Here is a 22,231-nt window from a genome sequence, read left to right on the forward strand (position 1 = left end):
CGGGTGGCAGGCGGGGCAGAGGGGGCAGAGTGGGGTGTCAGGAAGCGGAGGCGGGTCCCGCGAGGCGTCGCAGGACGTCGCACGCGAGATTGCGGGCCAGTCGCACCTTGAACGAGTTGTCCCGCAGGGGTTCGGCCGCGGACAGCTCCGCGTCCACGGCCTGGCGGAACGCCTCGTCGCTCGGCGCGCCGCCCTGCAGCGCCCGCTCGGCATGCCGGGCGCGCCAGGGACGGTGGGCCAGGCCGCCGAACGCGATGCGCGCCTGGCGTACGACGGAGTCCTCGATGTCCAGGACCACGGCCACCGAGGCGAGCGCGAAGGCGTACGAGGCACGGTCGCGGGCCTTGCGGTAGGCGGAGGGCAGCCCGGCGGTCGCGGCCGGCAGCAGCACCCCGGTGATCAGTTCGCCGGGTTCGATCTCGGTGTCCACGTCGGGGCGGTCGCCGGGCAGGCGGTGGAACTCGGTGACGGGCAGGGTGCGCCGGCCGCGCACGCCTTGCAGCTCCACGCGGGCATCGAGCGCGGCGAGGGCGACCGCCATGTCGGAGGGGTGCGTGGCGATGCACAGCCGCGAGTGTCCGAGGACCGCGTGGTCGCGGTGGACGCCGTCGCGGGCGCCGCAGCCGGTGCCGGGCTCCCGCTTGTTGCACGGTTTGCCGAGGTCCTGGAAGTAGGGGCAGCGGGTGCGCTGGAGCAGGTTGCCGCCGGTCGTGGCCACGTTGCGCAGCTGGCCAGACGCTCCCGCGAGCAGGGCCCGGGAAAGGACGGGGTAGCGCTCGCGCACCAGCGGGTGGGCGGCCAGGTCGCTGTTGCGCACGGTCGCGCCTGCGCGCACGGACCCGTCGGGCAGCTCCTCCACCGCGTCGAGCGGCAGCCTGCTGACGTCGATGAGCCGTTCGGGGCGCTCCACGCCCAGCTTCATCAGGTCGACCAGATTGGTGCCGCCGCCCAGATAGCGGGAGTTCGCGCGGCCGGCGTGGGCCGTGGTCGCCTCTTCGACGCTGTAGGCGCGTACGTACCGGAAGGGCTTCACGGAGTCACGTCCTCGACGGCTTCGACGATGTGCGGATAGGCGCCGCAGCGGCACAGGTTGCCGCTGAGCCGCTCGCGGATCTCTTCCCTGGTCAGCTCCACGGGCTCCCCGGTGTCGGCGTCCGGGTCCGTGACGTGCGAGGCGTTGCCCGCGGCGGCTTCGGCCAGGGCGCCGACGGCCGAACAGATCTGGCCCGGCGTGCAGTAGCCGCACTGGAAGGCGTCGCGCTCCAGGAAGGCCCGCTGTACGGGGTGCAGCTCCACTCCGTCGTCGGCGTGCAGCCCTTCGACGGTGGTGATGTCGCATCCCTCGTGGGCGACGGCGAGGAGCAGACAGCTGTTCGCGCGGCGCCCGTCGACCAGGACGGTGCAGGCGCCGCACTGGCCGTGATCACAGCCCTTCTTGGCGCCGGTGAGGCCCATCTGTTCGCGCAGCACGTCCAGCAGCGTGGAACGGTGGTCGACGGTGGGGCGGCAGGGACTGCCGTTCACCGTCAGGGGCACTTCCGAGCGGAACACATCGGTTCCCATGGCGCTCTGCTCCCTCGTCAAGGCGTGGTCTGCGGTGTGACCGCGTAACCAGCCTGAGTCAGGACACACATTCCGGCATGCCGGACGCGTGCAGGCGGCGCATCGGCTCACCTGCGTGGCCGGTCCCGCGGGTCCTGCCGGGCGCGCCGGACAGTGCGAAGCCCCGGCTCAGCCCAGTGTGTCCAGCAGAGCGGTGACGTAGGCGTCCAGCCGCTGCTCCACGGCGCGCGCCGTCAGCTCGGGCCTGCCCGCCTCCCGCCATACGTGCGAGACCACCCGCACTTCTTCGGAGGACGCCAGCGCGTCCCGCACCTGCCAGTACAGCCGCTCGCTCGCTGCCGCTGCCAGCGCCCCGCCGGCCTCCTCGTACGCCTCGGTGAACCGCAGACCCCACGCCGGGCCGTGCAGCAGGGCGAGGGTGGTGGAGCAGTGCGCGACGTCGAGATCCGCGGGGCCCAGGGAGGTCGCCGCCCAGTCGACGACGCCGGTGATCGTGGAGGCGTGCGGCCCGTCGAACAGTACGTTGCCGGGTTGGAAGTCCCGGTGCAGGAAGCGCCCTTCATGGTGCGGCGCGGGCCTGCGGATCACGTCGATCGCCGCGGCCCACGCCGCCGCGTCGGCGCCCTGCGGAGTGACGACGGTGTCCGGGGTCGTCAACGCCTCGTACTCCGGTGGCGGCTCGGCAGGACGCACCGCGTGGATCGCCACGAGTTGCCGGGCAAGCAGCGGGATCCGCGCCTCCAGTCCCGCGTCATCGAGGACCGTCCGGCCCGCCAGATGGGTCATCAGGAGCGAGGGATACTCGCAGTGCGCGGCGGTCGCGTCGACCGCGACAAGGCCGGGAGCCGCCACGCCGGCCCCCGGCAGCAGGGCCAGGGCGCCGGCCTCCCGGTTCAGCGAGTCCTCGGCGCGCCGCGCGTAGTACGGGTCCACGAAGCTCCGCAGCACCAGATCGCGGCGGCCCCCGTCCCGCGTGGCGATGGTCAGCCTGCGCATCTCGGCGGTGATACCGCCGTGCAGCGCCCCGGTCCCGACGATCCGTTCACCGGCTTCCAGGTGCCGCTGCACCCAGGCCAGGGTCAACGGTCGGACCATCGCCGCCTCGTCGTGGTTGCTCATCGCGCCGGCTCGTCCTGCTCACGGCTTGCGGGCGAGGCCGCCGTGTTCGCCGATGGGTTCCGCGGCGGGGGAGTCGGGGGCCGGGCGCCAGAAGGGGACCGAGACGACGCCGGGTTCCAGGAGTTCCAGGCCCTCGAAGAATGCGGCGATCTGGTCGACGGGGCGCAGGAAGTACGGGACGGCGCCGGTTTCGTTATAGGCGTCCTGGGCCTGTTCGTAGTCGGCGTCGGTGCCCCGTGAGCCGTCGTTGATCGAGAGGTAACTGCCGGAGGGCAGGCCATCCATCAGGCGGGTGACGATGGCACGCGCCTGTTCGTAGTCGGCGATGTGGCCCAGGATGTTGCTGAGGATCAGGGCGGTGGGCCGGGTGAGGTCGAGTGTCTCGGCCGCGGCCGTCAGGATGCGGTCGGGGTCGGACAGATCGGCGTCGACGTACGCGGTCGCTCCCTCGGCGGTGGAGGTGAGCAGGGCACGGGCGTGTGCGAGGACCATCGGGTCGTGGTCGACGTACACGATCCTGGTGCGGGGGTCGAGTCGCTGGGCGACCTCATGGGTGTTGTCCACGGTCGGCAGGCCGGTGCCGATGTCCAGGAACTGGTCGATGCCCGCCTCGGTGACCAGATAGGTGATGTTGCGGCGCAGGAAGGCGCGGCTGCTGCGGGCGATGGTGACGATGCCGGGGTAGGCGGCGCTGTAGGCGTCGCCCGCGCCCTCGTCGACGGGGTAGTTGTCCTTCCCGCCCAGCCAGTAGTTCCAGATCCGGGCCGAGTGCGGCACCGATGTGTCGATGTTCTGCTGTGCCGCAGATCCGGGAGTTGTCGCGGGGTCGGTCATGGGTAGCGTCCGTCTTTCCACCGAGGCGTGAATTGGTTCACGCACAACTTAGGCCCCAACCGTGCAGGTGCGTACACCAGTTCAGGTGTTCGGCGAGTTCCGCGGACCGGGCCGGTGGCGGGCCCCTGGTCCTGAACCGGCTCGGAACTATCGGCTCCGCCGGTGCTGACAACGCCGAGAACACGGTCGGCGGGCCCGGGGGCCGGGCGGAAGGGCGCGTCGGCGGTATGGCGGGACCTCGCGGGCTCCGCGAGGATGACCCCTCTTCGCGCGGCGCCCGGCGGGTTCCGCGGGGCCTGTTCGGTCGGCAGGGAGGGCATCGCGATGGGAACACACGCGGCGGCGGCACGGCGCAGGCCGGTCGTGCTCGCGGCGCTCGGCACCACACTGCTCGCCGCGCTGCTTTCCGTTCCCAGCGCCGGGGGAGCGTCGCGGTCGGCCGACGCCTGCGGCGAGGCGGGCACCGAGCTGCCGCGCGGCGACTGCGGGCCGTTCTGGCAGGTCGTCGCCGAGGACTTCAACGGCGACCGGGTGCCGCTCGGCGCGTTCAGCGACTGCGACCATCACGCCGACACGTCCGCCGCGTACTGCGACGGCCTCGAAGGCGACTACCGCGACAACTGGTGGGCCTACCCCACCGGTTGGCGCGACACGGCCAACGACCGGGGCCGCGACGTCGTGGGTGTCTATCACCCGGAGGACACCGTGAGCGTCGGCCCTGCGCACAACGGCGACGGCCGGATGCGTATCCGGATGTGGCGGCCCGACGACGGAGGCCCGGTCCACGCCGCCGCGGTCGTACCGCGCGCGGTCATGCAGATGAAGTACGGCAAGTACAGCGCCCGCATCAAGGTGACCAAGCCGGCTCCCGGATACAAGTCGGCCTGGCTGCACTACGGCGGGGGTTGCGAGATGGACCATCCCGAGGGCAACTGGGCCGGTTCCCTCACCGCCTTCCACCATCCGTGCGGCGGTGGCGAACAGGGCACGTTCGAGGGCGCCGACGAGTGGACCGAATGGCACACGGTGTCGACCGAATGGACCCCCGGACGTGTGCGGTTCTTCGTGGACGGTCAGGAGACGGGAGAGGACACCCGCGGCGTTCCCGACCAGCCGCTGTCCTGGGTCCTGCAGAACGAGAGCGCTCTGGAGGGGCCGGGAGCGGCGCCCGGCAGCAGCGCACAGCTGGAGATCACCTGGGTCGCCGCGTACGCGTACGACTGGAAGTAGGGCCGGAGGGAACCCGGGTACCGCGCGGCGCCGGGGCAGGGGACCTCTCCTGTGGCCGTCGGGGGTGATGTTTCAGCGGGGGCAGTTCGGCAAACCGTACCAATATGGTGCAAATCGGCTATACGATGATGACCGAGCAGGCGGGCCCCCGTGCTCTCGTCGACGATCTGGTCGCGGCGGAGCGGGCGGGGTTCGACTTCTCCGTCACCTCTGACCACTACTTCCCCTGGCTCGAATCGCAGGGACATGCCCCTTACGCGTGGAGCGTCCTCGGCGCGGCGGCGCAGGCGACCTCGCGCATTCCGCTCATGACGTACGTGACCTGCCCGACGGTCCGCTACCACCCCGCCGTGGTGGCACAGAAGGCCGCCACGATGCAGTTGCTCTCCGAGGGGCGCTTCAGGCTCGGGCTCGGCTCGGGCGAGAGCCTCAACGAGCACGTGGTCGGCGAGGGCTGGCCGTCGCCGCAGGTCCGCCTCGAGATGCTCGAGGAAGCGGTGGAGATCATCCGCGCGCTGTTCACCGGCGACAACGTCAATCACCAGGGCACCCACTTCGACGTGGCCAACGCCCGTCTGTGGGATCTGCCCGACGAGCTGCCCCCCATTGGGGTGGCGGTGTCCGGCGGCCGGTCCTGCGCGCTCGCCGGGCGTGTCGCCGACCTGGTCATCGCGACGGAGCCCAAGGCCAAACTGATCGAGTCCTTCGACCGGCACGGCGGGAACGGCAAGCCGCGCGTGGGCCAGCTGCCCGTCTGCTACGACACCGACAAGAACGCGGCCATCGCCCGCGCGCACGACCAGTTCCGCTGGTTCGCCGGCGGCTGGCCCGTCAACTCCGAGTTGCCAGGGCCCTCCGGCTTCGCGGGCGCCACGCAGTTCGTCACGGAGCAGGACGTCGCCGAGTCGATCCCGTGCGGCGACGACGTGGACGCCTTCGTCGACGCCGTACGCCCCTACGCCGAGGCGGGCTTCACGGAAATCGCCCTCGTCCAGGTCGGCGGAGAGCACCAGCGCCCCTTCATCGGCTGGGCCGAGAAGAAGCTGCTGCCCGCCCTGCGCGAGCTCTGAGCCCGTCGCACACCGCGGCCGGACCCCGCGGCGGGCGCCGGCCGCCACATCCGATACCTGCCCTCACATCGGGTACCCGTGATCACACATCAGGTACCCGCAACCCTCTGGAGCACAGCGTGAACGACACACCCGACCCCGCTGCCCCCATCGCGCAGACCGACTCCCCCGACCTGGTGCAAGTGGTACTCGGCGAGTGCTCGGCGGCCGACGCGGACGCCGTCTTCGGCGTGCTGCGCGCCCACTTCCCCTCCGACCGGGGCGACGAGGCCCCGCACCGGACGGAGCAGGCCCAGCCCGCGGTCTGGACCGGCGGTTTCCTCGCCTCGGCCAGCACGGGACCCGTGCGGGGCGTGCTCCTCGCGGGCTCGGTCACCGCCGACCTGCAAGGCGGTCCGGTGGCCGTGGAGCGGTTGCGCGAGACCCTCGAATCGGCCTTCGTCGTCTCGACCACCGGCACCGAATCCGGCGACCAGGAGGTGCAGATGCAGCTGCGCCTGACGGGCGCCGAGCACGGGGAGCCGCCGCTCCCCGGCCACTGAACGGCCGCCCGCCCCGCCGCCCGCGGTCCGTCGCACGGACCCGGCGGCGGGGCCGAGCCGGCCCGGGGCAGGCTGTCAGCCGCCCCGGACCAGGCTGTCAGCCGGGGTCGGAGGGGCCGTACCAGACCGTCGTGGCGTTGCAGAACTCGCGGATGCCGTGCCCCGCGAGCTCACGTCCGTAGCCCGAGCGCTTGACGCCGCCGAAGGGCAGGCCGGGGTGCGACGCGGTCATGCCGTTGAAGAAGACGCCGCCCGCCTGCAGGTCCCGTACGCAGCGCTCGATGTCCGTGTCATCGCGCGTCCACACGTTCGAGCTGAGCCCGAACGGCGTGTCGTTGGCCAGGGCCAGCGCCTCGTCCAGGTCCGCGACGCGGTAGAGCGTGGCCACCGGGCCGAACGCCTCCTCCTTGTGGATGCGCATCTGCGGGGTGACGTCGGCCAGGACGGTGGGGGAGTAGTACCAGCCCCGCTCCTGCTCCTTGGGGCGCTGGCCTCCGCACAGCGCGGTGGCACCCTTGGCGAGCGCGTCATCGACGAGCTCCTCCAGATCGGTGCGGCCCTGCTCGGTGGAGAGCGGGCCGACGTCGGTCTCCTCGCTCGCCGGATCACCGACGGTCAACTCCCGCATGCCCGCGACGAAACGCTCGCGGAAGGCGTCATAGACGTCGGCGTGCACGATGAAGCGCTTGGCGGCGATGCACGACTGCCCGTTGTTCTGCACCCGGGCGGTCACCGCCGTCGCCGCGGCACGCTCGACGTCGGCGCTGGGCAGCACGAGATAGGGGTCGCTGCCGCCCAATTCCAGGACGGTCTTCTTGATCTCGTCGCCGGCGGTGGACGCCACCGAGCGCCCTGCCGGTTCGCTGCCGGTGAGGGTCGCCGCGGCCACCCGCTCGTCGCGCAGGATGTTCTCGACGGCGCCCGAGCCGATGAGCAGCGTCTGGAAGCAGCCCTCGGGGAACCCGGCGCGCTTGAAGAGATCCTCCAGATACAGGGCGGTCTGGGGCACGTTCGACGCGTGCTTGAGCAGACCGACGTTGCCCGCCATGAGGGCGGGAGCCGCGAACCTGACGACCTGCCAGAGCGGGAAGTTCCAGGGCATCACGGCGAGGACTACGCCGAGCGGGCGGTAGCGGACGATCGCCCGGCTCGCACCGGAGTCCTCTACGTCGGCCTGCGCGGGGTGCTCGTCCGCCAGCAGGTCCTCGGCCCGCTCGGCGTACCAGCGCATGGCCTTGACGCACTTGGCCGCTTCGGCCCTGGCCGCCTTGATGGGCTTGCCCATCTCCGCGGTCATCGTCTTGGCGATGGTCGCGTTGTCCTGTTCCAGCAGGTCGGCGGCCCGGTTCAGGAGCCGGGCCCGCTCGCTGAAGGCGCTGGTGCGGTACTGGCCGAACGCGGCGTGGGCGGCCGCGAGACGGCGCTCGACCCCGGCGTCGTCAAGCGGCTCGAAGGTCTTGAGCGTCTCACCGGTGGCGGGATCGACCGTGGCGATGGGCATGCCGCTCCTCCTCGGAACGTCTGGACGGAGTGCCTCCATAACGCCCGAAGCCCGCGGCTCCGGGCATTGCGGGCACCGGAATTCACCCTAGAGCGACATGCCGGGGGAGGCATGCGCAGGGACGTAACGGGTGCCCGGACATGCGGAGCGCACACTTCCACGGCCGGTCAAAACCCCCTGGCGGGGCCCCTCAGAGGATCTCCAGGGGCACCTTGCGGACCGGCGCGGGGAACGCGGCGTCCAGCGTCTTGAGGTCCTCGTCGGTGAGGCTGATGCCGAGGGCGGCGTGGTTCTCCTCCACGTGCGCCGTGGTGGATGCCTTGGGAATGGCGATGACGTCGTCGTGACGCAGCACCCAGGCGAGCGCCACCTGGAGCGGGCTGCTCCCGTGCGCGTCCGCCACCGCCTCCAGGGCCTGGTGGCCGAGCAGCCGCCCCTGCTCCAGCGGGGAGTAGGCCATCAAAGGCACCGAGCGCTCGCGGCACCGGGGGAACAGGTCGTACTCGGGGCCGCGGCGGGTGAGGTTGTAGAGCACCTGGTCCGTCTGCGGCAGGGCGCCCCCGGGGAGTTCGGCCAGGTCGTCGACGTCGAGGTTGCTCACGCCCCAGGCGCCGATGCTGCCGCGGTTCACCAGCCCCTCGAGCGCCTCGACGGTCTCGGCGAGCGGCACGCCGCCCCGCCAGTGCAGCAGGTACAGGTCGATGTGGTCGGTGCCGAGGCGGCGCAGGCTGGCGTGACAGGCCTCGACGGTGCCGCGGGCGTCGGCGTTGGACGGCAGCACCTTGCTCACCAGGAACACGTCGTCGCGGTGCCCGCGAATGGCCTCGCCGACCAGCTCCTCGGAGGCGCCGCTGCCGTACATCTCCGCCGTATCGATCAGCGTCATGCCCAGCTCGACGCCCCTGCGCAGAGCGGCGATCTCCTCGGCGCGGCGCGAAGGATCGTCGCCGACGCGCCAGGTGCCCTGCCCCAGGGCGGGCACGCTCACTCCGGAGGGGAACGTCACTGTCCGAGCCGCTGCCATCGCGTATCCCTTCTCGTATCTCCGCAGGCGCGGATTCCGCGCTCTGTGTCGCGCACGACAGCGCAGGTGCCCGGGTTGATCCGATTCCATGCCCGGCGGCGCCCGGCCGTCACGCCAAGAACATCACAACTGATCACCACCAGTACGCGGGATAGCGCGGCGCGCTGGGCCGGGCGCACGAGGCGGCCCATCCCGCAAGGACGACCACGAGGACGGCTCCGGCCAGCAGCGGCACGAAGGTGGCGGGGCGCGGCTGGTTCAGGACGATGACCACGGCGGTGGCACAGGCCGGGGAGTGCGGGGTGCGCGCCGCGGTCATCACGGCCAGCCCGATGCCCGCGGCGAGGGCCGCGGCCCAGGCGGCGCTGCCCAGGGCGGCGAGGACGGCGTAGCCGACGCCGGCGCAGAGCAGATGGCCCGCGATCACGCTGCGCGGCTGGGCCAGCGGCAGGCGCGGGGCGCTGTGCACGATCGCGGCGGAGGCCGCGAGCGGCGGTATGAGGACCGGTTCGTGCACGACGGAGCCGACGGCGACCAGGGCAAGCAGAACGGCGGTGACGGCGCTGACGTTGTGCAGGGCGGTGCCCGCGGGCGGCGGGGCGGGGGCCCGGCCCGCGAGGCGGGGCAGGATGCGCGGACGTGTGGGCGCGGGCGTATCGGGCGCGTCAGGACGCGGGTGGGCAGGTGAGGGCGACGCCTCGACCATCTCGTCGGTGCTCAAAGGAAAGACGTTCCGGGCTTCAGCCGACGGGAGACCCGGACGGCGGGATGGCAAAGGGCAGGAGTCGCCGCGAGCCGCTCCTGCGGTCGGCAGGGGGCGCGGCAGCATCGGCGGCCCTGGGTCGGGGCGTCCGCGTACTCCCCCGGGATTCTACGGAGCCGGGTCGGGTGAACCGCGGACAGGTCTGGTGATCACCGTACTGACCAGGCGCGATACAGTAAACAATTTGTTGAAAGTGCGGTCCGGGTCACACTTCCTGGGTGCCGAGCACGGCGAGCAGGTCGAAAAGCCCCGCGCTGTCGGTGCCTACTGCGGGAGTGAACCAGAGCAGCCGCTGCCGGCCGTCCTCGCTGAACAGGTTGAGGCAGTTGACCTCGACCAGGCCCAGTGCGGGGTGGTTGAGGCGCTTGCGGTCGTCGCGCCGGAAGGCCACGTCGTGGTCGGCCCACAGCGCGGTGAACTCGGCGGAGGCGTCGAGCAGCGAGCCGATCAGTGAGGCGGCCTCGGTGTCCTTGGCGTCTCGTCTGGCGGCGGCTGCGCGCAGGTCGGCGACGAAGGCGCGGGATTGGCCCTCGTGGTCGGCCTCGGGATACAGCAGCCGGGCCTCGGGGTCGGTGAACCACCGGTGGACGAAGCTGGCCCGCGCGCCCCGGAAACCCGACTGGTCCCCGAGCAGCGCCACCGCCAGGGGGTTCTGTACGAGGGTGACGTGCAGGTCCGTGATGACCTGCGCGGGTGTCGACGTCAGCCGGCCGAGCAGGTCGAGCATCCCCGGATGGACGTGCGAGGCGGGCCCGCCGCGCGCGGGCACCGGGCGGTCGGCCAGGCGGTAGAGGTAGTCACGCTCGTCGGCGGTCAGGCGCAGGGCCCTGGCCAGCGCGGCGATCATCTGCTCGGAGGGCTGCGAGCCGGCGCCGCGTTCGAGTTCGTTGTAGTAGTCCACCGACGCGCCGGCGAGCTGGGCCACCTCGTCGCGGCGCAGCCCGGGCACCCGGCGCCGAGGCCCGTGGGGGAGACCCACGTCGGAGGGGCGGATGCGTGCACGCCGCGAGCGCAGGAAAGCCCCCAGCTCGGTGTATTTCGCGGAACCCATGCCGTTCATTCTGCGTCCGGCCGGGCCGCCGACCCAGGGGATGACATCCCCTGGTTGCGCCGGCCGGTGCCGCGCATCGTGGAGGACATGACTACGCACCAACCCCCGACCACACCCCCTGCCTCCGCCGTGCGCGTCGCCGTCGTCACCGGCGGATCACGCGGCATCGGCCGGGCGGTCTCCCTTCAGCTCGCCCGGGACGGCTTCGCCGTGGTGGTGAACTACGCCCGCGACGCGGCCGCCGCCGAGAAGACGGTGGCGGAGATCGCCGCCACCGGCGGGTCGGCGATCTCCGTACAGGCGGACGTGGCCGACGAGCACGCGGTCGCCGCGCTGTTCGACCGCGCGGAGCAGGAATTCGGCGGCGTGGACGTCGTGGTGAACTGCGCCGGCCGACTCGCGCTGTCCCCGATCGCCGACCTCGACCTGGCGGTGCTCGACGCCGTGCACCGCACCAACATCCGCGGCACCTTCGTCGTCGCCCAGCAGGCCGCCCGGCGACTGCGCGCGGGCGGCTCTTTCGTCGGGTTCTCGACCTCCGTGGTCGGCACCCGGTTCCCCGCTTACGGCGCCTACGCGGCGAGCAAGGCCGCCGTCGAATCCCTCACGCTGATCCTCGCCCGCGAGCTGCGCGGACGGGACATCACCGTGAACGCCGTCGCCCCCGGGCCCACGGCCACGGACCTGTTCCTCGAGGGCAAGACGCCCGAGCAGATCGACCAGCTCGCCAAGACCCCGCCCCTGGAGCGGCTCGGCACCCCGGAAGACATCGCCGGGGTGGTCGCCTTCCTCGCCGGCCCTGCGGGGCGCTGGGTGAACGGCCAAGTCCTGCGGGCCAACGGAGGCATGGTGTGACGGCGGGGCCGAGCGCCGTGCCGCACACCGGCGCCTTTTGCCGTAACGAATTCGATTCCTGAGGAGACAGTCATGCCTTTCGCCAACTTCAAGGTGCCCGCGGGCACCGTCACCGCCGAGGACAAGAAGAAGATCGTCGACCGCACCACCGACCTGTACGCCGAGATCTACGGCGAGCGGGCGCGCGCCACCACGGTCGTGCTCGTCGACGAGGTGGCCGACGGCGGTTGGGGCGTCGCCGGTCATGTCCTGACCGCCGCCATGCTTGAGGGCGAGGCCTGAACTCAGGAGGCGGCGGTGCGTACGGCGGTCGCGGCCAGGGTGGTGTAGTTCATCGTGAAGCGTCCCCCCAGCGCGTCGACGGCGCTCCCGACGGCGTCCAGGACCTCGGCCAGCTGGTCGGGACGGAGCCGGGTGAGGCCGCCGGTGGTGGGCAGCAGGTCCAGCCACTGGTCGCGCGTGTAGGACTGCTCCCAGTCGAATCGCCACTGTTCGGGGGCGTCGAACCGCCCGGTCTCCCGGATCTGGTCGGCGAATTTCGCGTACGCCGCCTGGTACAGGGCGAGCGGACGCCGGGCCGGCTGGCCGCTGAGCGGGGAGTCGGGCGCCGCCCGGCGGAAGGCGGCGGCGAACGGTTCGGCGACCTCGGGCGGCGGCTCGTACACATGCCCGAAGATCGCGAGACGTCCTCCCGGTCGCAGCACCTGTGCCGCCTTCGCGGCCCCGGCGGCCGGGTCCACCCAGTGCCACGACTGGGCGGCGATGACCGTGTCGAAGGTCCGGCCCGCCGGCTGCCAGGCTTCGAAGGTCGCCACCTCGACCCGCAGGCCGCCGGCCCGCGCGAAGTCGGCCATCCGCGCGTCGGGTTCGACGCCGAGCACGGTGCAGCCGGCTGCCCGGAACCGGCGGGCCGCGATGCCGGTGCCGCAGCCGACGTCGAGCACGTCGGGTCCGGGGCTCCCGGCGACGATCCGCGCCACCAACGCGTCGGGATAGCCGGGACGGGCCTGGTCGTAGAGGCGGGCGTCCGCGCCGAAGGACTCGGCCATACGCCGGGCCTCATGCGATCGCGCGGGGGACGGTTCCGGTTGCTCTCGCGGTAATGTGGGCATGCGCCCACTTTAAATGGGCGCATGCCCACTCGGCAACGGGTGCCGACGGGCCGCCGCACGAGAGGACGACTTCAATGCCGACCGGGGTGCACCTTCGCGACGCGCGGCAGCAACTGTTCGACGCCGCCGAACGCGTGCTGCTGCGGGACGGACCGAACGGCCTGACCAGCCGGGCCGTCACCGACGAGGCGGGCTGCGCGAAAGGCGTCCTGCACCGGCACTTCCCCGACTTCGACGCCTTCCTGGCCGACCTCGTGCTCGACCGGGCCGCGCAGATGGAGACGCAGGCGAGTGCGCTGCGTGAGTCGGTGGGCACCGGCACCGTGGCCGACAACCTCACCGGCGGCCTTGTCGCCCTGTTCGGGCCGATCCCGGTGGCGATCATCCCGCTCATAACCTTCCGGGACGAGCTGCGCGCACGGCTGCGGCAGGCCAGGCCCGGAGGCGGCATCGAGATCCTCGCCCGGGCCACGACCGCGATCTCCGCTTATCTGGCCGGGGAGCGTGCACGGGGCCGCATCGCGGCCGACGCCGACATCGACTCACTCACCCTCTCCCTGGTCGGCGGCGGGCACCTCCTGTTCGCGGACCGCGACCCCGGCCCGCCGACCAGGGCGGCCGTCCACAAACTCGTCGCGGCGGTCATCGCCGACGCCGTGCAACGACGGCCGGCCTAGAGGCCCCTGACCGCCGCCTACGCCGCCTCCGCCTCCGCGGGGACGGGAGCGGGAGCGGGCTGCGACGCGGCCGGGGGCGCGGCCCTTCCGGCCCCTCGCAGCATGACGACGGAGAAGAGGCCCGCTGCGGCTATGACGATCGCCGCGCCCAGCGCGGCGAAGCCCATCCCGTGGGTGAAGGCCTCCCGCGCGGCGACCATCACGGTGTCCGCCGTACCGGCGGGGAGCTGCGCGGCCACCGTCGTCGCGCCGCCCAGGGTCTCGCGTACCGCGTCGGCGTGCGGAACACCTGCCGGAACGGCGTCGGCCATGTCGCGGCCGTAGACCGCCGCGCCGATGGAGCCGAGGATCGCCATGCCGAGGGCGCCGCCCAGTTCCTGGCCCGACTCCAGGACGGCCGCGGCCGAGCCCGCGCGCTCGGGCGGCGCGGCTCCGATGGCGAGTTCGTTGGCGAGTGTCATGGCGGCGATCAGACCCCCCGCGTAGATCGCACCGGCGGTCAGCGTGATCCACAGGGCCGAGTCGGTGTGCACCCGGGTCAGCCAGAGGAAGCCGAGGGCGGAGAGCAGGAATCCTCCGCCCATGACATACGCCCGGTCCACGCGCTGGGCGAGCATCCCCGCGGTCGGCGCCATGACGATCAGGCTCGCTCCCGGCACCAGACTCCACAGGGCGGCCTCGAAGGGGCTCTTGCCGAGGACGGACTGCAGGTACTGCGTGAGGAAGACGGCCATGCCCACGGTGGCGAACATGGCGAGCAGATTGGCGAAGAGAGGGCCGCCGAAGGCGCGTCGGCCCAGCAGTCCGAGGTCGATCATCGGGTGCGCCGACCGCTTCTGACGGCGCACGAAGGCGTAGCCGAGCACCAGTCCCGAGGTGATGCCGAGCGCCGGCAGGGGTTCGTAGCCGTGCTGGGCCAGTTCCTTGATGCCGTAGATGACCGGGAGCAGGGCGGCGAGGGAGAGCGCCGCGCTCAGCAGGTCGAAACGGCCCTGCTGCGGAGTCCTGAAGTCCGGCACCAGGAAAGGGACCAGCACGAGCAGCAGCGCCATCGCGGGCAGATTGATCAGGAAGACCGAACCCCACCAGAAGTGTTCAAGGAGCAGTCCGCTGACCACCGGGCCGAGGGAAACGCCCGCGGTCATGACGGCCGTCCACACGGTCACGGCCTTGCCGCGCTGCTTCTCGTCGAGGAAGAGGTTGCGGATCAGGGCGAGTGTCGAGGGCATCAGGGCCGCGCCGCCGAGTCCCAGCAACGCCCGTACGGCGATGAGCAGTTCGGCCGAGTGCGCGTACGCGGCGGCGATCGAGGCCGCACCGAAGACCGCGGCGCCCACGAGCAGCAGCGTGCGCCGGCCCACGCGGTCGCCTAGAGCGCCCATCGTGATGAGCAGGCCGGCCAGGACGAAGCCGTACATGTCGAGGATCCACAGCTGCTGCGTGGCGCTCGGCCCGAGGTCCTGGCTGACGTAGGGGATGGCGAAGTAGAGGACCGAGATGTCCATCGAGACCAGCATCAGCGGCAGCATCAGGACGCAGAGTGCGGTCCATTCCTTGCGGCCCGCGCGGGGGCCGGGTGTGTTGTCCATGCCCGGTACACAAATGGGTGCGGCGCGTACGCCGCAAACAGAGACCTAGTGCACCTCGGCAACCGGCCGACTCGAACTGCGGCTTTGGGAAATCAGTGCACTAGTACGCTGTCGTCATGACTGACGAGGCGCCCTATCTCCGTATCGCCGGGGACATCCGCCGCAGGATCGACTCCGGCGATCTCGCGCCCGGCGACCCGGTGCCCTCCACCCGGCGCATCACCCGCGAGTGGGGCGTCGCGATGGCCACCGCGACGAAGGCGCTCGCCGCGCTGAACCAGGAGGGTCTGGTGCGCGCCGTGCCCGGTGTCGGCACGGTGGTCGCCGAGCCGGCACGGGAACGGCGCGTGGCCCCCGGCCGCGGCCTGACCCGTGAGCGCGTCATCCGCACCGCGATCGCGTTCGCGGACGAGGAGGGTCTCGCGGCACTGTCCATGCGGCGCCTCGCGGCCGAATTCGGCACTTCCACCATGGCCCTGTACCGGCATGTGCCGAGCAAGGGCGAACTCGTACGGCTGATGTCGGAGGCGGTCTTCAGCGAGGAGCCGCCGGGGCGCCGGCCGCGCGGGTGGCGAGGCCGACTGGAGCGGGAGGCGCGGTGGTTGTGGTGCCTGTACGAGCGCCACCCCTGGCTGGGGCGGGCCATGGCCGGACTGACCCGGCCGATGGCCTCGCCCCACGCGATGCGCTACACGGAGCGGGTCCTTTCGGCTCTGCACGGTCTGGGGCTCACGCCGTATCAGATGATCCATGTCCATCTGGCGGTTCTCGGGTATGCCCAGGGCGTCGCCCTGGCCATCGAGCTGGAGTCCCGGGCGCGGCAGGACACCGGCATGACGCCCGAGGAGTGGATGGCGTCCAACGAGCCGCGTCTGGACGCCATCCAGACCGCCGGGGCCTATCCGGTCCTCTCCACCCTCTTCGGCGACGAGGAGTTCGACCTGGAGCTCGGCACGCTCTTCGAGTTCGGCCTCGAACGGTTCCTGGACGGGGTCGAGGCCCTCATCGAAAAACGCGCGTGACGTACCGTCAACGGACCAGGCAGGGACGCTTGTTGTCGAACTGCCAGTCAGGGATGAGATAGCGCATGCCGGTGGCGTCGTCGCGTGCGCCCAGTGCCTTGCGCCGGTAGAGCTCGTGCGCGGCAAGAAGGCGGTCCATGTCGAGCTCGATGCCCAGACCGGGGGCCTCGGGTACGGCGATCTCGCCGTCGACGATGCGCGGCGGCGCGGTGGTGAGGCGCTCCAGGCCCTCCTGCCATATCCAGTGCGTGTCCAGGGCGTTGTACTCGCCCGGCGCCGCGGCTCCGCAGTGGGTGACCATGGCCAGGGAGACGTCGAAGTGATTGTTGGAGTGGCATCCCCAGGTGAGACCCATCGCGTTGCACAGCTGCGCCACGCGTACGGAACCCTGCATGGTCCAGAAGTGCGGGTCGGCGAGGGGGATGGAGACCGATTGCAGCGCCAGGGCGTGGGTCATCTGCCGCCAGTCGGTGGCGACCATGTTGGTGGCGGTGGGCAGGCCCGTGGCCCGGCGGAATTCGGCGAGGACCTCGCGGCCCGAGTAGCCGTTCTCGGCGCCGCAGGGGTCCTCGGCGTAGGCGAGTGTGTCGGTCAGCGGCGCGCACAGCTCGATCGCCTCGCGCAGGGACCAGGCGCCGTTGGGGTCGAGGGTGATACGGGCCTGCGGGAAGCGGTCCTTCAGCGCTCGTACGGCCGCGACCTCCTGCGCGCCCTCCAGGACACCGCCCTTGAGCTTGAAGTCACGGAACCCGTAGCGGTCAAAAGCGGCTTCGGCCTGCCGGACGATCGCCTCGGGGGTCAGGGCCTGCTCGTGCCGGATGCGGTGCCAGTCGACGGGGGACTCGGGTTCGCGGACGTACTCGAGATCGGTGCGGTCGGGGTCGCCGACGTAGAAGAGGTAGCCGAGGACGCGTACGGAGTCGCGCTGCTGCCCGTCACCGAGCAGCGCCGCGACGGGCACCTCCAGGTGCTGGCCCAGGAGGTCGAGCAGCGCGGACTCGACGGCGGTGACGGCGTGCACCGCGGTGCGCAGGTCGAAGGTCTGGGCGCCCCGGCCGCCGGCGTCACGATCGGCGAAACGGTCGCCCATCTCGCGCAGCACGCGCTTGTAGTCACCGGTGCGGGCGCCGACGACCAGCGGCTCGGCGTCGCGCAGGGTCTGGGTGATCTTCTCGCCGCCCGGCACCTCGCCCAGGCCCGTACGGCCCTCCGAGTCCGTAAGGACCACGATGTTGCGGGTGAAGTAGGGGCCGTGCGCGCCGGAGAGGTTCAGCTCCATGCAGTCCCGGCCGGCGACCGGGTAGACGCTGAAGGCGGTGACGGTCGGCTGCCTGTTCATGATCAGAGATTCCTCGGGGTAGGGAGATGCGGGGGAAACGGTGGCGGGGCGGGGCAGGGGCTTCAGGGGCTTCAGAGGCTGAGGACGTCCAGGGCCCACTCCACCGCGAGGACGCCGCCGAGGCCCAGGATCGCGAGCACCGTCGTATAGGTGGTACGCACCTTGATCGCCTCGATGACGGAGAGGTTGAAGTACTCCTTGAACAGCCAGAATCCGGGGTCGTTGACGTGCGAGAACGCGATCGATCCGCAGGAGACGGCGAGCACGAGCATCTCGGGGTGCACGCCGCTGCCCGCCAGGAGCGGCAGGACCACGCCGGAGGCGGTGACGACGGCGACGGTCGCGGAGCCGAGGGCGATGCGCAGGATGACCGCGATGAGCCAGGCGAGGATGAGCGGCGAGATGGCCCAGCCGTGGGTGGTGTCCTTGATGTGGTCGGAGATGCCCCCTTCGACCAGGACGTTCTTGAAGGCGCCGCCCGCTCCGATCACCAGCAGGATCATGGCCATGGCCTGGGCGGCCGACGCACAGGAAGCGCTGACCTCGGTCAGGCTGCGGCCGATGCGCGGGCCGAACGCCCAGATGGACAGGAGGAGGGTCAGGAGCAGCGCGATGGGCGCCGAGCCGATGAAGGTGACGAAGTGCAGGAAGGGGCTCTCGCCGGAGACGGCCATCTCGGTGACCGAGGCACCGGCGATCAGTACGACGGGGAAGAGCGCCACGGTCAGCGCCCAGCCGAGGCCCGGCATCTCCTCGTCGGTGAACTCGCGCTCGCTCACCAGGCCCTTGGGGATGGAGGGGTCCATCGCCCTGATGAACGGCAGCCGCGGCCACACGAGGGCGATCAGCGCGCCGGCGGGTATCGCGATGAACAGGCCGTAGACCAGGGTCAGTCCGACGGAGGCGTCGAACGTCGCGGCCACGGCGGTGGGGCCGGGGTGCGGCGGCAGGAAGCTGTGCATCGTGGAGAGCGTGATGGACATCGGCAGGCCGATCCACAGCAGCTTCGCCCCGGTGACGCGTACCAGCGTGAACGCGATGGGCACGATGATGATGAAGGCGACCTCGTAGAACATGGTGACGCCGATGAGCATCGACGTGACCACCATGGCCACTTGGACCCATCGCGGCCCGAACGCGTCGAGCATCTTGTTGGCGATGCGCTGTGCGGCACCGGAGTCCCCCATGACTCGGCCGACCATGGCGCCGAGCCCGATGACCAGCATCGTGTCGCCGATCTGGCCGCCGATGCCCTCGGAAAGGACGTCCGGGATCGTGGCCACCGGGATGCCCTGCACCAGCGCGACGCCGACCGCGACGAACAGGAGGGCGGCGAAACCGTTCAGTTTCAACCGGGTCATGAGGAACAGCAGGATCAAGACGCTGACCCCGACTACGACGAGCGGCATTTCAGTTCCCCTTTGAACTGTGGATCAAGTCGCGTGCGGACGGCGGTGTGGGGAGGGGTTATGGGGAGGGGGTGCGGGGAGGTGCTGTGGGGGCGGGAGACGCGGCGGATCACGCCCTGTGCCGCGCGGCCGAGACCAGCTCAAGACCCGCGTTCAGGACCGCCTCCAGATCGGCGAGGTCGTCCGGACCGGGATCGGTGAGGGGCGCGCGCACCGGGCCGACCGGCAGGCCGCGCAGCCGGGCGGCGGCCTTGACCAGCGAGACGGCGTATCCCGGAGCGCGGTCGCGCAGCTCGACCAGCGGGACGTAGAACTCCCGCAGCAGCCGGTCCACCGCCGTGTCGTCCTGCTCCCGGAGCGCGGTGAAGAAGGCGTCGGCGATCTCGGGGGCGAAGGCGTGGACGGCGGAGGAGTAGGCCGGGACGCCGACCGTGGCGTAGGCGCGGGCCTGGATCTCCGCGGTGGCGGCGCCGTTGAAGAAGAGGAATCCGTCGGGGGCGGCGAGGGTGAGGCGCTGCAGCCGGTCGAGGTCGCTGTGCCCGTCCTTGAGGCCGATGACGGTGGGTATCTCCGCGATCCTGCGCAGCGCCCCGGCGTCGAAGGTGACCTGGCCGCGCTGGTAGGCGATGAGGGGTAGCCCGGTCCCCTCGGAGATGTGCCGCAGCTGCGCCACCAGGCCGTCCTGTGAGGCCTCGACCAGGTAGTGGGGCATCACGAGGAGGGCGTCGGCGCCCTCCTCCTCCGCGATCCGGGCGAATCGCAGGGACTGGGCCCAGCCGTATCCGGTGCCTGCCACCACCGGCAGACGGCCGTCGGCGACCTCGACGGTGGCCCTGATGACCGCGCGGTACTCCTCCTCGTCGAGCGAGAAGAACTCGCCGGTTCCGCATGCGGGGAAGACCGCGCCGGGCCGGGTGTCCAACTGGGCGGCCAGGTAGGAGCGATAGGACTCCACATCCAGGCCGCCGTCGGCGGACATGCTCGTCAGCGGGAAGGACAGCACGCCGCGTGCCATGCCCTCCCGCAACCGCCGGGCGACGTCCTCGGGACTCGTACTGAGCTTGTGCTGGCTGTGCGTGTTCACGAATCTCATCTCTATATGCAGATGGCGTCCACGTATGAGAATGGAGGCTAGAGTCATGAACGATCGGGGTCAATGGGCAGGCACCGCCGATCTACGATGGGCGCATGGCGGAGAGCAGAACGGACCGCGGGGCCGGCCCGGGCGTCCGCGGGGTGAAGTCGGCGCTGCGCACCGTGGCGCTCCTCGAACTGCTCGCCGAGCGCGCCGACCGGCCTGCCCGCCTGGACGAACTCGCCACGGAGCTGGGCGTACCGCGCAGCAGCATGTACCAACTGCTGCAGACGCTGGTCGACTGCGGCTGGGTGCGCACCGACACCACCGGCTCCCTCTACGGCATCGGGATCCGCACCCTGCTCACCGGCGCGAGCTACCTCGACAGCGATGAACGGGTGCGCGCCATCCGTCCCTACCTCGACGAAGCCTCGGACGCTCTGGGCGAGACGATCCACCTGGCGCGACTCGACGGCCCGCACGTCGTGTACCTCGCGACCCGCGAGTCCCACGAATACCTGCGCACCATCAGCCGGGTCGGCCGCCGCGTCCCCGCGCACGCCGGAGCCCTCGGCAAGGCACTGCTCGCCGAGCGTCCGGACGCTGAACTCCCGCTCCCGGAAGGCCAGTTGGCGGCGCTCACGGAGAGCACGCACACCGACCGCACCGCCCTGCTCGCCGACCTCGAAAGGGTGCGGGAGCGCGGTTACGCCATCGACCGCGAGGAGACGGTGGCCGGCATCGCGGGCTTCGGCTTCGCCCTGCGCTACGACGAGCCGGCGGTCGACGCCATCAGCTGCTCGGTGCCCGTGGCCCGGCTCGCCGACGCACACCAGAGCCGCGTCGTGTCCGTGATGCGAGAGATCCAGACAAAGATCGAAAGACTTCTGTCGCCTGTTTCGGGCGCTCCCGACTGGCGCTGACCGCTCCGGCGGATCCCCGCTTGATAGGTAAGTCGCGACTTGCCTATGGTGGGAGGCATGGCGGAAGATGTTTTCAAGGCACTGGCCGATCCCACCCGTCGGCACATCCTTGACGAGCTGGTGGAACGGGACGGCCAGACCCTGTTCGAGATATGCGCGAGGCTGATGAACAAGCACGGCCTGGGGCTGTCACGCCAGGCGATCAGCCAGCACCTGGCCGTACTGGAATCCGCCGGCCTGGTCCATTCGCGGCGCGAGGGCCGCTGCAAGTTCCACGACCTCGACACCGAACCCCTTGAGCTCATCGCGACCCGATGGCTCAGGCCCGACGCACCGGAGAGCACCCCATGAGGATCCACCTGACCAGCGTCTTCGTCGACGACCAGGAGAAAGCCGCACGGTTCTACACGGACGTGCTCGGCTTCGTGAAGAAGCACGACATCTCGATGGGCGAGGGCGGGGACCGATGGCTGACCGTCGTCTCCCCGGAAGACCCCGACGGCCCCGAACTGCTTCTCGAACCCTCCGGCCACCCCGCGGTCCAGCCGTACAAGACGGCGCTGGTCGAGGACGGCATCCCGGCCACCGCCTTCGCCGTGAGCGACGTGCGGGCCGAGTTCGAGCGGCTGCGCGGGCTCGGAGTGTTCTTCACCCAGGAGCCCCTGGAGATGGGCCCGGTCACCACCGCGGTCCTTGACGACACCTGCGGCAACCTCATCCAGATCGAGCACATGAAGCAGGGCGAGCACACGAGCTGATCGGTCGCGAGCCGCGCGTGCCCGGCGCGGCGGCGGAAAGTCGGTAGCGCCCCGGAAGCCCGGGGGCGACCATGGCGCGCATGAGTGACCAACCCGATCGATGGAGCCAGGCGACCACCTACCCCGACATGTGGGCCGACCCGGACGACGACCCCCGCAACAGCGACGGGGTCAGCCCGGACGGAGAACTGGCGACGCTCCAGGACTTCCTCACCAACTACCGCCTCACCCTGCGCATGAAGTGCGAGGGCCTGGACGCCGGACAACTGGCCCGCCGCTCGGTCCCGCCGTCGACCATGTCGCTCCTTGGCCTGCTCCGCCACCTCGCCGAGGTGGAGCGGGACTGGCGCAACTGGATCAGCGACGGCGAGCCGCTGCCGAAGCTGTACGGCAAGCGCGACGCCGACTTCGACGGAGCCGTCGGCGAGCAGGCCGTGGTCGACGCCGCCTACGCCGATCTGGCCCGTGAGCAGGCCGCGACGGACGCCGCACTGGCCCGGCACCAGGACCCGGGGGAGCGGCTGGGGAAGGACGGATTCGCCGTACGCGAGCTGTTGGTGCACCGGATCGAGGAGTACGCCCGGCACTGCGGACAGGCCGACCTGCTGCGCGAGTGCATCGACGGCAGAGTGGGCCAGTAACAAACGGAAGTGAGAGACCTCACTTCCGCCGCTGAAAGCCATTGCAGTCTTGCGGTGAACGCCGTTCCGGCTCGCACCCCGCGATAGGTTCGCTACCAGCTATGTGCGCATTGTGCGAAGATCCGGAGGCCGTC

Annotated in this window: 24 protein-coding genes; 11 read left to right on the forward strand and 13 right to left on the reverse strand. The window is 71.2% G+C overall.

What is annotated here, in order from left to right; all coding sequences use genetic code 11:
• Positions 1 to 37: 37 nt before the first annotated feature.
• The 4 genes from IE226_RS01970 to IE226_RS01985 form a co-directional block, all read right to left on the reverse strand.
• Positions 38 to 1,033 (reverse strand): FAD binding domain-containing protein, encoded by a 996-nt coding sequence (locus IE226_RS01970; RefSeq protein WP_190079149.1) that lies wholly within the window; start codon positions 1,031 to 1,033, stop codon positions 38 to 40.
• Positions 1,030 to 1,563 (reverse strand): 2Fe-2S iron-sulfur cluster-binding protein, encoded by a 534-nt coding sequence (locus IE226_RS01975; protein WP_190079150.1) that lies wholly within the window; start codon positions 1,561 to 1,563, stop codon positions 1,030 to 1,032. Before IE226_RS01975 ends, IE226_RS01970 begins: the two co-directional genes overlap by 4 nt.
• A gap of 168 nt (positions 1,564 to 1,731) precedes the next feature.
• Positions 1,732 to 2,682, reverse strand: a complete 951-nt coding sequence (locus IE226_RS01980) for a phosphotransferase family protein (RefSeq protein WP_190079151.1) — start codon at positions 2,680 to 2,682, stop codon at positions 1,732 to 1,734.
• An 18-nt stretch (positions 2,683 to 2,700) separates the two neighbouring features.
• Positions 2,701 to 3,516 (reverse strand): SAM-dependent methyltransferase, encoded by an 816-nt coding sequence (locus tag IE226_RS01985; RefSeq protein WP_190079152.1) that lies wholly within the window; start codon positions 3,514 to 3,516, stop codon positions 2,701 to 2,703.
• 324 nt (positions 3,517 to 3,840) lie between these two features.
• Here IE226_RS01985 and IE226_RS01990 point away from each other — a divergent pair, with 324 nt between their 5' ends.
• From IE226_RS01990 to IE226_RS02000, 3 genes are all read left to right on the forward strand, one after another.
• On the forward strand, positions 3,841 to 4,746 hold the full coding sequence (locus IE226_RS01990) for a glycoside hydrolase family 16 protein (protein ID WP_190079153.1): 906 nt from the start codon (positions 3,841 to 3,843) through the stop codon (positions 4,744 to 4,746).
• Positions 4,747 to 4,850: 104 nt separating this feature from the next.
• Positions 4,851 to 5,816 carry an LLM class F420-dependent oxidoreductase gene (locus IE226_RS01995; RefSeq protein WP_190079154.1) on the forward strand — a complete coding sequence of 322 codons (966 nt, stop codon included), beginning with the start codon at positions 4,851 to 4,853 and terminating at the stop codon, positions 5,814 to 5,816.
• A gap of 119 nt (positions 5,817 to 5,935) precedes the next feature.
• Positions 5,936 to 6,358, forward strand: a complete 423-nt coding sequence (locus tag IE226_RS02000; RefSeq protein WP_229870330.1) for a hypothetical protein — start codon at positions 5,936 to 5,938, stop codon at positions 6,356 to 6,358.
• A 97-nt stretch (positions 6,359 to 6,455) separates the two neighbouring features.
• Here IE226_RS02000 and IE226_RS02005 read toward each other — a convergent pair whose 3' ends face one another.
• The 4 genes from IE226_RS02005 to IE226_RS02020 form a co-directional block, all read right to left on the reverse strand.
• A complete protein-coding gene (locus IE226_RS02005) occupies positions 6,456 to 7,859 on the reverse strand; it encodes an NADP-dependent succinic semialdehyde dehydrogenase (protein ID WP_190079155.1) in 1,404 nt (467 codons plus the stop codon).
• Between the two features lie 190 nt (positions 7,860 to 8,049).
• The gene (locus IE226_RS02010; RefSeq protein WP_190079156.1) at positions 8,050 to 8,883 is read right to left on the reverse strand and encodes an aldo/keto reductase; all 834 of its coding nucleotides are present in this window, start codon (positions 8,881 to 8,883) and stop codon (positions 8,050 to 8,052) included.
• Positions 8,884 to 9,016: 133 nt separating this feature from the next.
• Positions 9,017 to 9,604 carry an HPP family protein gene (locus IE226_RS02015; RefSeq protein ID WP_229870332.1) on the reverse strand — a complete coding sequence of 196 codons (588 nt, stop codon included), beginning with the start codon at positions 9,602 to 9,604 and terminating at the stop codon, positions 9,017 to 9,019.
• A 247-nt stretch (positions 9,605 to 9,851) separates the two neighbouring features.
• Complete coding sequence (locus tag IE226_RS02020) at positions 9,852 to 10,706, reverse strand: helix-turn-helix transcriptional regulator (RefSeq protein ID WP_190079157.1); 855 nt, start codon at positions 10,704 to 10,706, stop codon at positions 9,852 to 9,854.
• A gap of 78 nt (positions 10,707 to 10,784) precedes the next feature.
• Here IE226_RS02020 and IE226_RS02025 point away from each other — a divergent pair, with 78 nt between their 5' ends.
• Together IE226_RS02025 and IE226_RS02030 are read left to right on the forward strand one after the other, a co-directional pair.
• On the forward strand, positions 10,785 to 11,552 hold the full coding sequence (locus IE226_RS02025) for an SDR family oxidoreductase (RefSeq protein ID WP_190079158.1): 768 nt from the start codon (positions 10,785 to 10,787) through the stop codon (positions 11,550 to 11,552).
• Positions 11,553 to 11,624: 72 nt separating this feature from the next.
• Positions 11,625 to 11,834: a 4-oxalocrotonate tautomerase family protein gene (locus IE226_RS02030; protein ID WP_190079159.1), complete on the forward strand. Its 210-nt coding sequence runs from the start codon at positions 11,625 to 11,627 to the stop codon at positions 11,832 to 11,834.
• Between the two features lie 2 nt (positions 11,835 to 11,836).
• Here IE226_RS02030 and IE226_RS02035 read toward each other — a convergent pair whose 3' ends face one another.
• Positions 11,837 to 12,664: a class I SAM-dependent methyltransferase gene (locus IE226_RS02035; RefSeq protein ID WP_190079160.1), complete on the reverse strand. Its 828-nt coding sequence runs from the start codon at positions 12,662 to 12,664 to the stop codon at positions 11,837 to 11,839.
• Positions 12,665 to 12,738: 74 nt separating this feature from the next.
• On the opposite strand from IE226_RS02035, the gene IE226_RS02040 reads away from it, so the two are divergent.
• Entirely contained in the window at positions 12,739 to 13,341 is a 603-nt protein-coding gene (locus IE226_RS02040) for a TetR/AcrR family transcriptional regulator (protein ID WP_190079161.1), read from the forward strand.
• 17 nt (positions 13,342 to 13,358) lie between these two features.
• Here the strand turns inward: IE226_RS02040 and IE226_RS02045 are convergent, their stop codons facing one another.
• A complete protein-coding gene (locus tag IE226_RS02045; RefSeq protein WP_190079162.1) occupies positions 13,359 to 14,930 on the reverse strand; it encodes an MFS transporter in 1,572 nt (523 codons plus the stop codon).
• A 116-nt stretch (positions 14,931 to 15,046) separates the two neighbouring features.
• Here IE226_RS02045 and IE226_RS02050 point away from each other — a divergent pair, with 116 nt between their 5' ends.
• A complete protein-coding gene (locus tag IE226_RS02050; protein WP_190079163.1) occupies positions 15,047 to 15,952 on the forward strand; it encodes a TetR/AcrR family transcriptional regulator in 906 nt (301 codons plus the stop codon).
• Between the two features lie 7 nt (positions 15,953 to 15,959).
• Here IE226_RS02050 and IE226_RS02055 read toward each other — a convergent pair whose 3' ends face one another.
• The 3 genes from IE226_RS02055 to IE226_RS02065 form a co-directional block, all read right to left on the reverse strand.
• Positions 15,960 to 17,291, reverse strand: a complete 1,332-nt coding sequence (locus tag IE226_RS02055) for an enolase C-terminal domain-like protein (RefSeq protein WP_190079164.1) — start codon at positions 17,289 to 17,291, stop codon at positions 15,960 to 15,962.
• A 71-nt stretch (positions 17,292 to 17,362) separates the two neighbouring features.
• A complete protein-coding gene (locus tag IE226_RS02060; RefSeq protein ID WP_190079165.1) occupies positions 17,363 to 18,700 on the reverse strand; it encodes a gluconate:H+ symporter in 1,338 nt (445 codons plus the stop codon).
• 109 nt (positions 18,701 to 18,809) lie between these two features.
• The gene (locus IE226_RS02065) at positions 18,810 to 19,784 is read right to left on the reverse strand and encodes a 5-dehydro-4-deoxyglucarate dehydratase (RefSeq protein WP_268251268.1); all 975 of its coding nucleotides are present in this window, start codon (positions 19,782 to 19,784) and stop codon (positions 18,810 to 18,812) included.
• Between the two features lie 104 nt (positions 19,785 to 19,888).
• Between IE226_RS02065 and IE226_RS02070 the strand changes: the two genes are divergently transcribed.
• The 4 genes from IE226_RS02070 to IE226_RS02085 all read left to right on the forward strand — a co-directional run bounded on the left by IE226_RS02070 (position 19,889) and on the right by IE226_RS02085 (position 22,097).
• Positions 19,889 to 20,698, forward strand: coding sequence for an IclR family transcriptional regulator (locus IE226_RS02070; protein WP_190079167.1), 810 nt, complete (start codon positions 19,889 to 19,891; stop codon positions 20,696 to 20,698).
• A 57-nt stretch (positions 20,699 to 20,755) separates the two neighbouring features.
• On the forward strand, positions 20,756 to 21,049 hold the full coding sequence (locus tag IE226_RS02075; RefSeq protein WP_190079168.1) for an ArsR/SmtB family transcription factor: 294 nt from the start codon (positions 20,756 to 20,758) through the stop codon (positions 21,047 to 21,049).
• Positions 21,046 to 21,456 (forward strand): VOC family protein, encoded by a 411-nt coding sequence (locus IE226_RS02080; RefSeq protein WP_190079169.1) that lies wholly within the window; start codon positions 21,046 to 21,048, stop codon positions 21,454 to 21,456. The genes IE226_RS02075 and IE226_RS02080 overlap by 4 nt, the downstream gene beginning before the upstream one ends.
• 71 nt (positions 21,457 to 21,527) lie before the next feature.
• Positions 21,528 to 22,097 (forward strand): DinB family protein, encoded by a 570-nt coding sequence (locus IE226_RS02085; RefSeq protein ID WP_190079170.1) that lies wholly within the window; start codon positions 21,528 to 21,530, stop codon positions 22,095 to 22,097.
• The last annotated feature ends 134 nt before the right edge of the window (positions 22,098 to 22,231 follow it).

Source organism: Streptomyces longisporoflavus, from assembly GCF_014649775.1.
Classification (GTDB): Bacteria; Actinomycetota; Actinomycetes; order Streptomycetales; family Streptomycetaceae; genus Streptomyces; species Streptomyces longisporoflavus.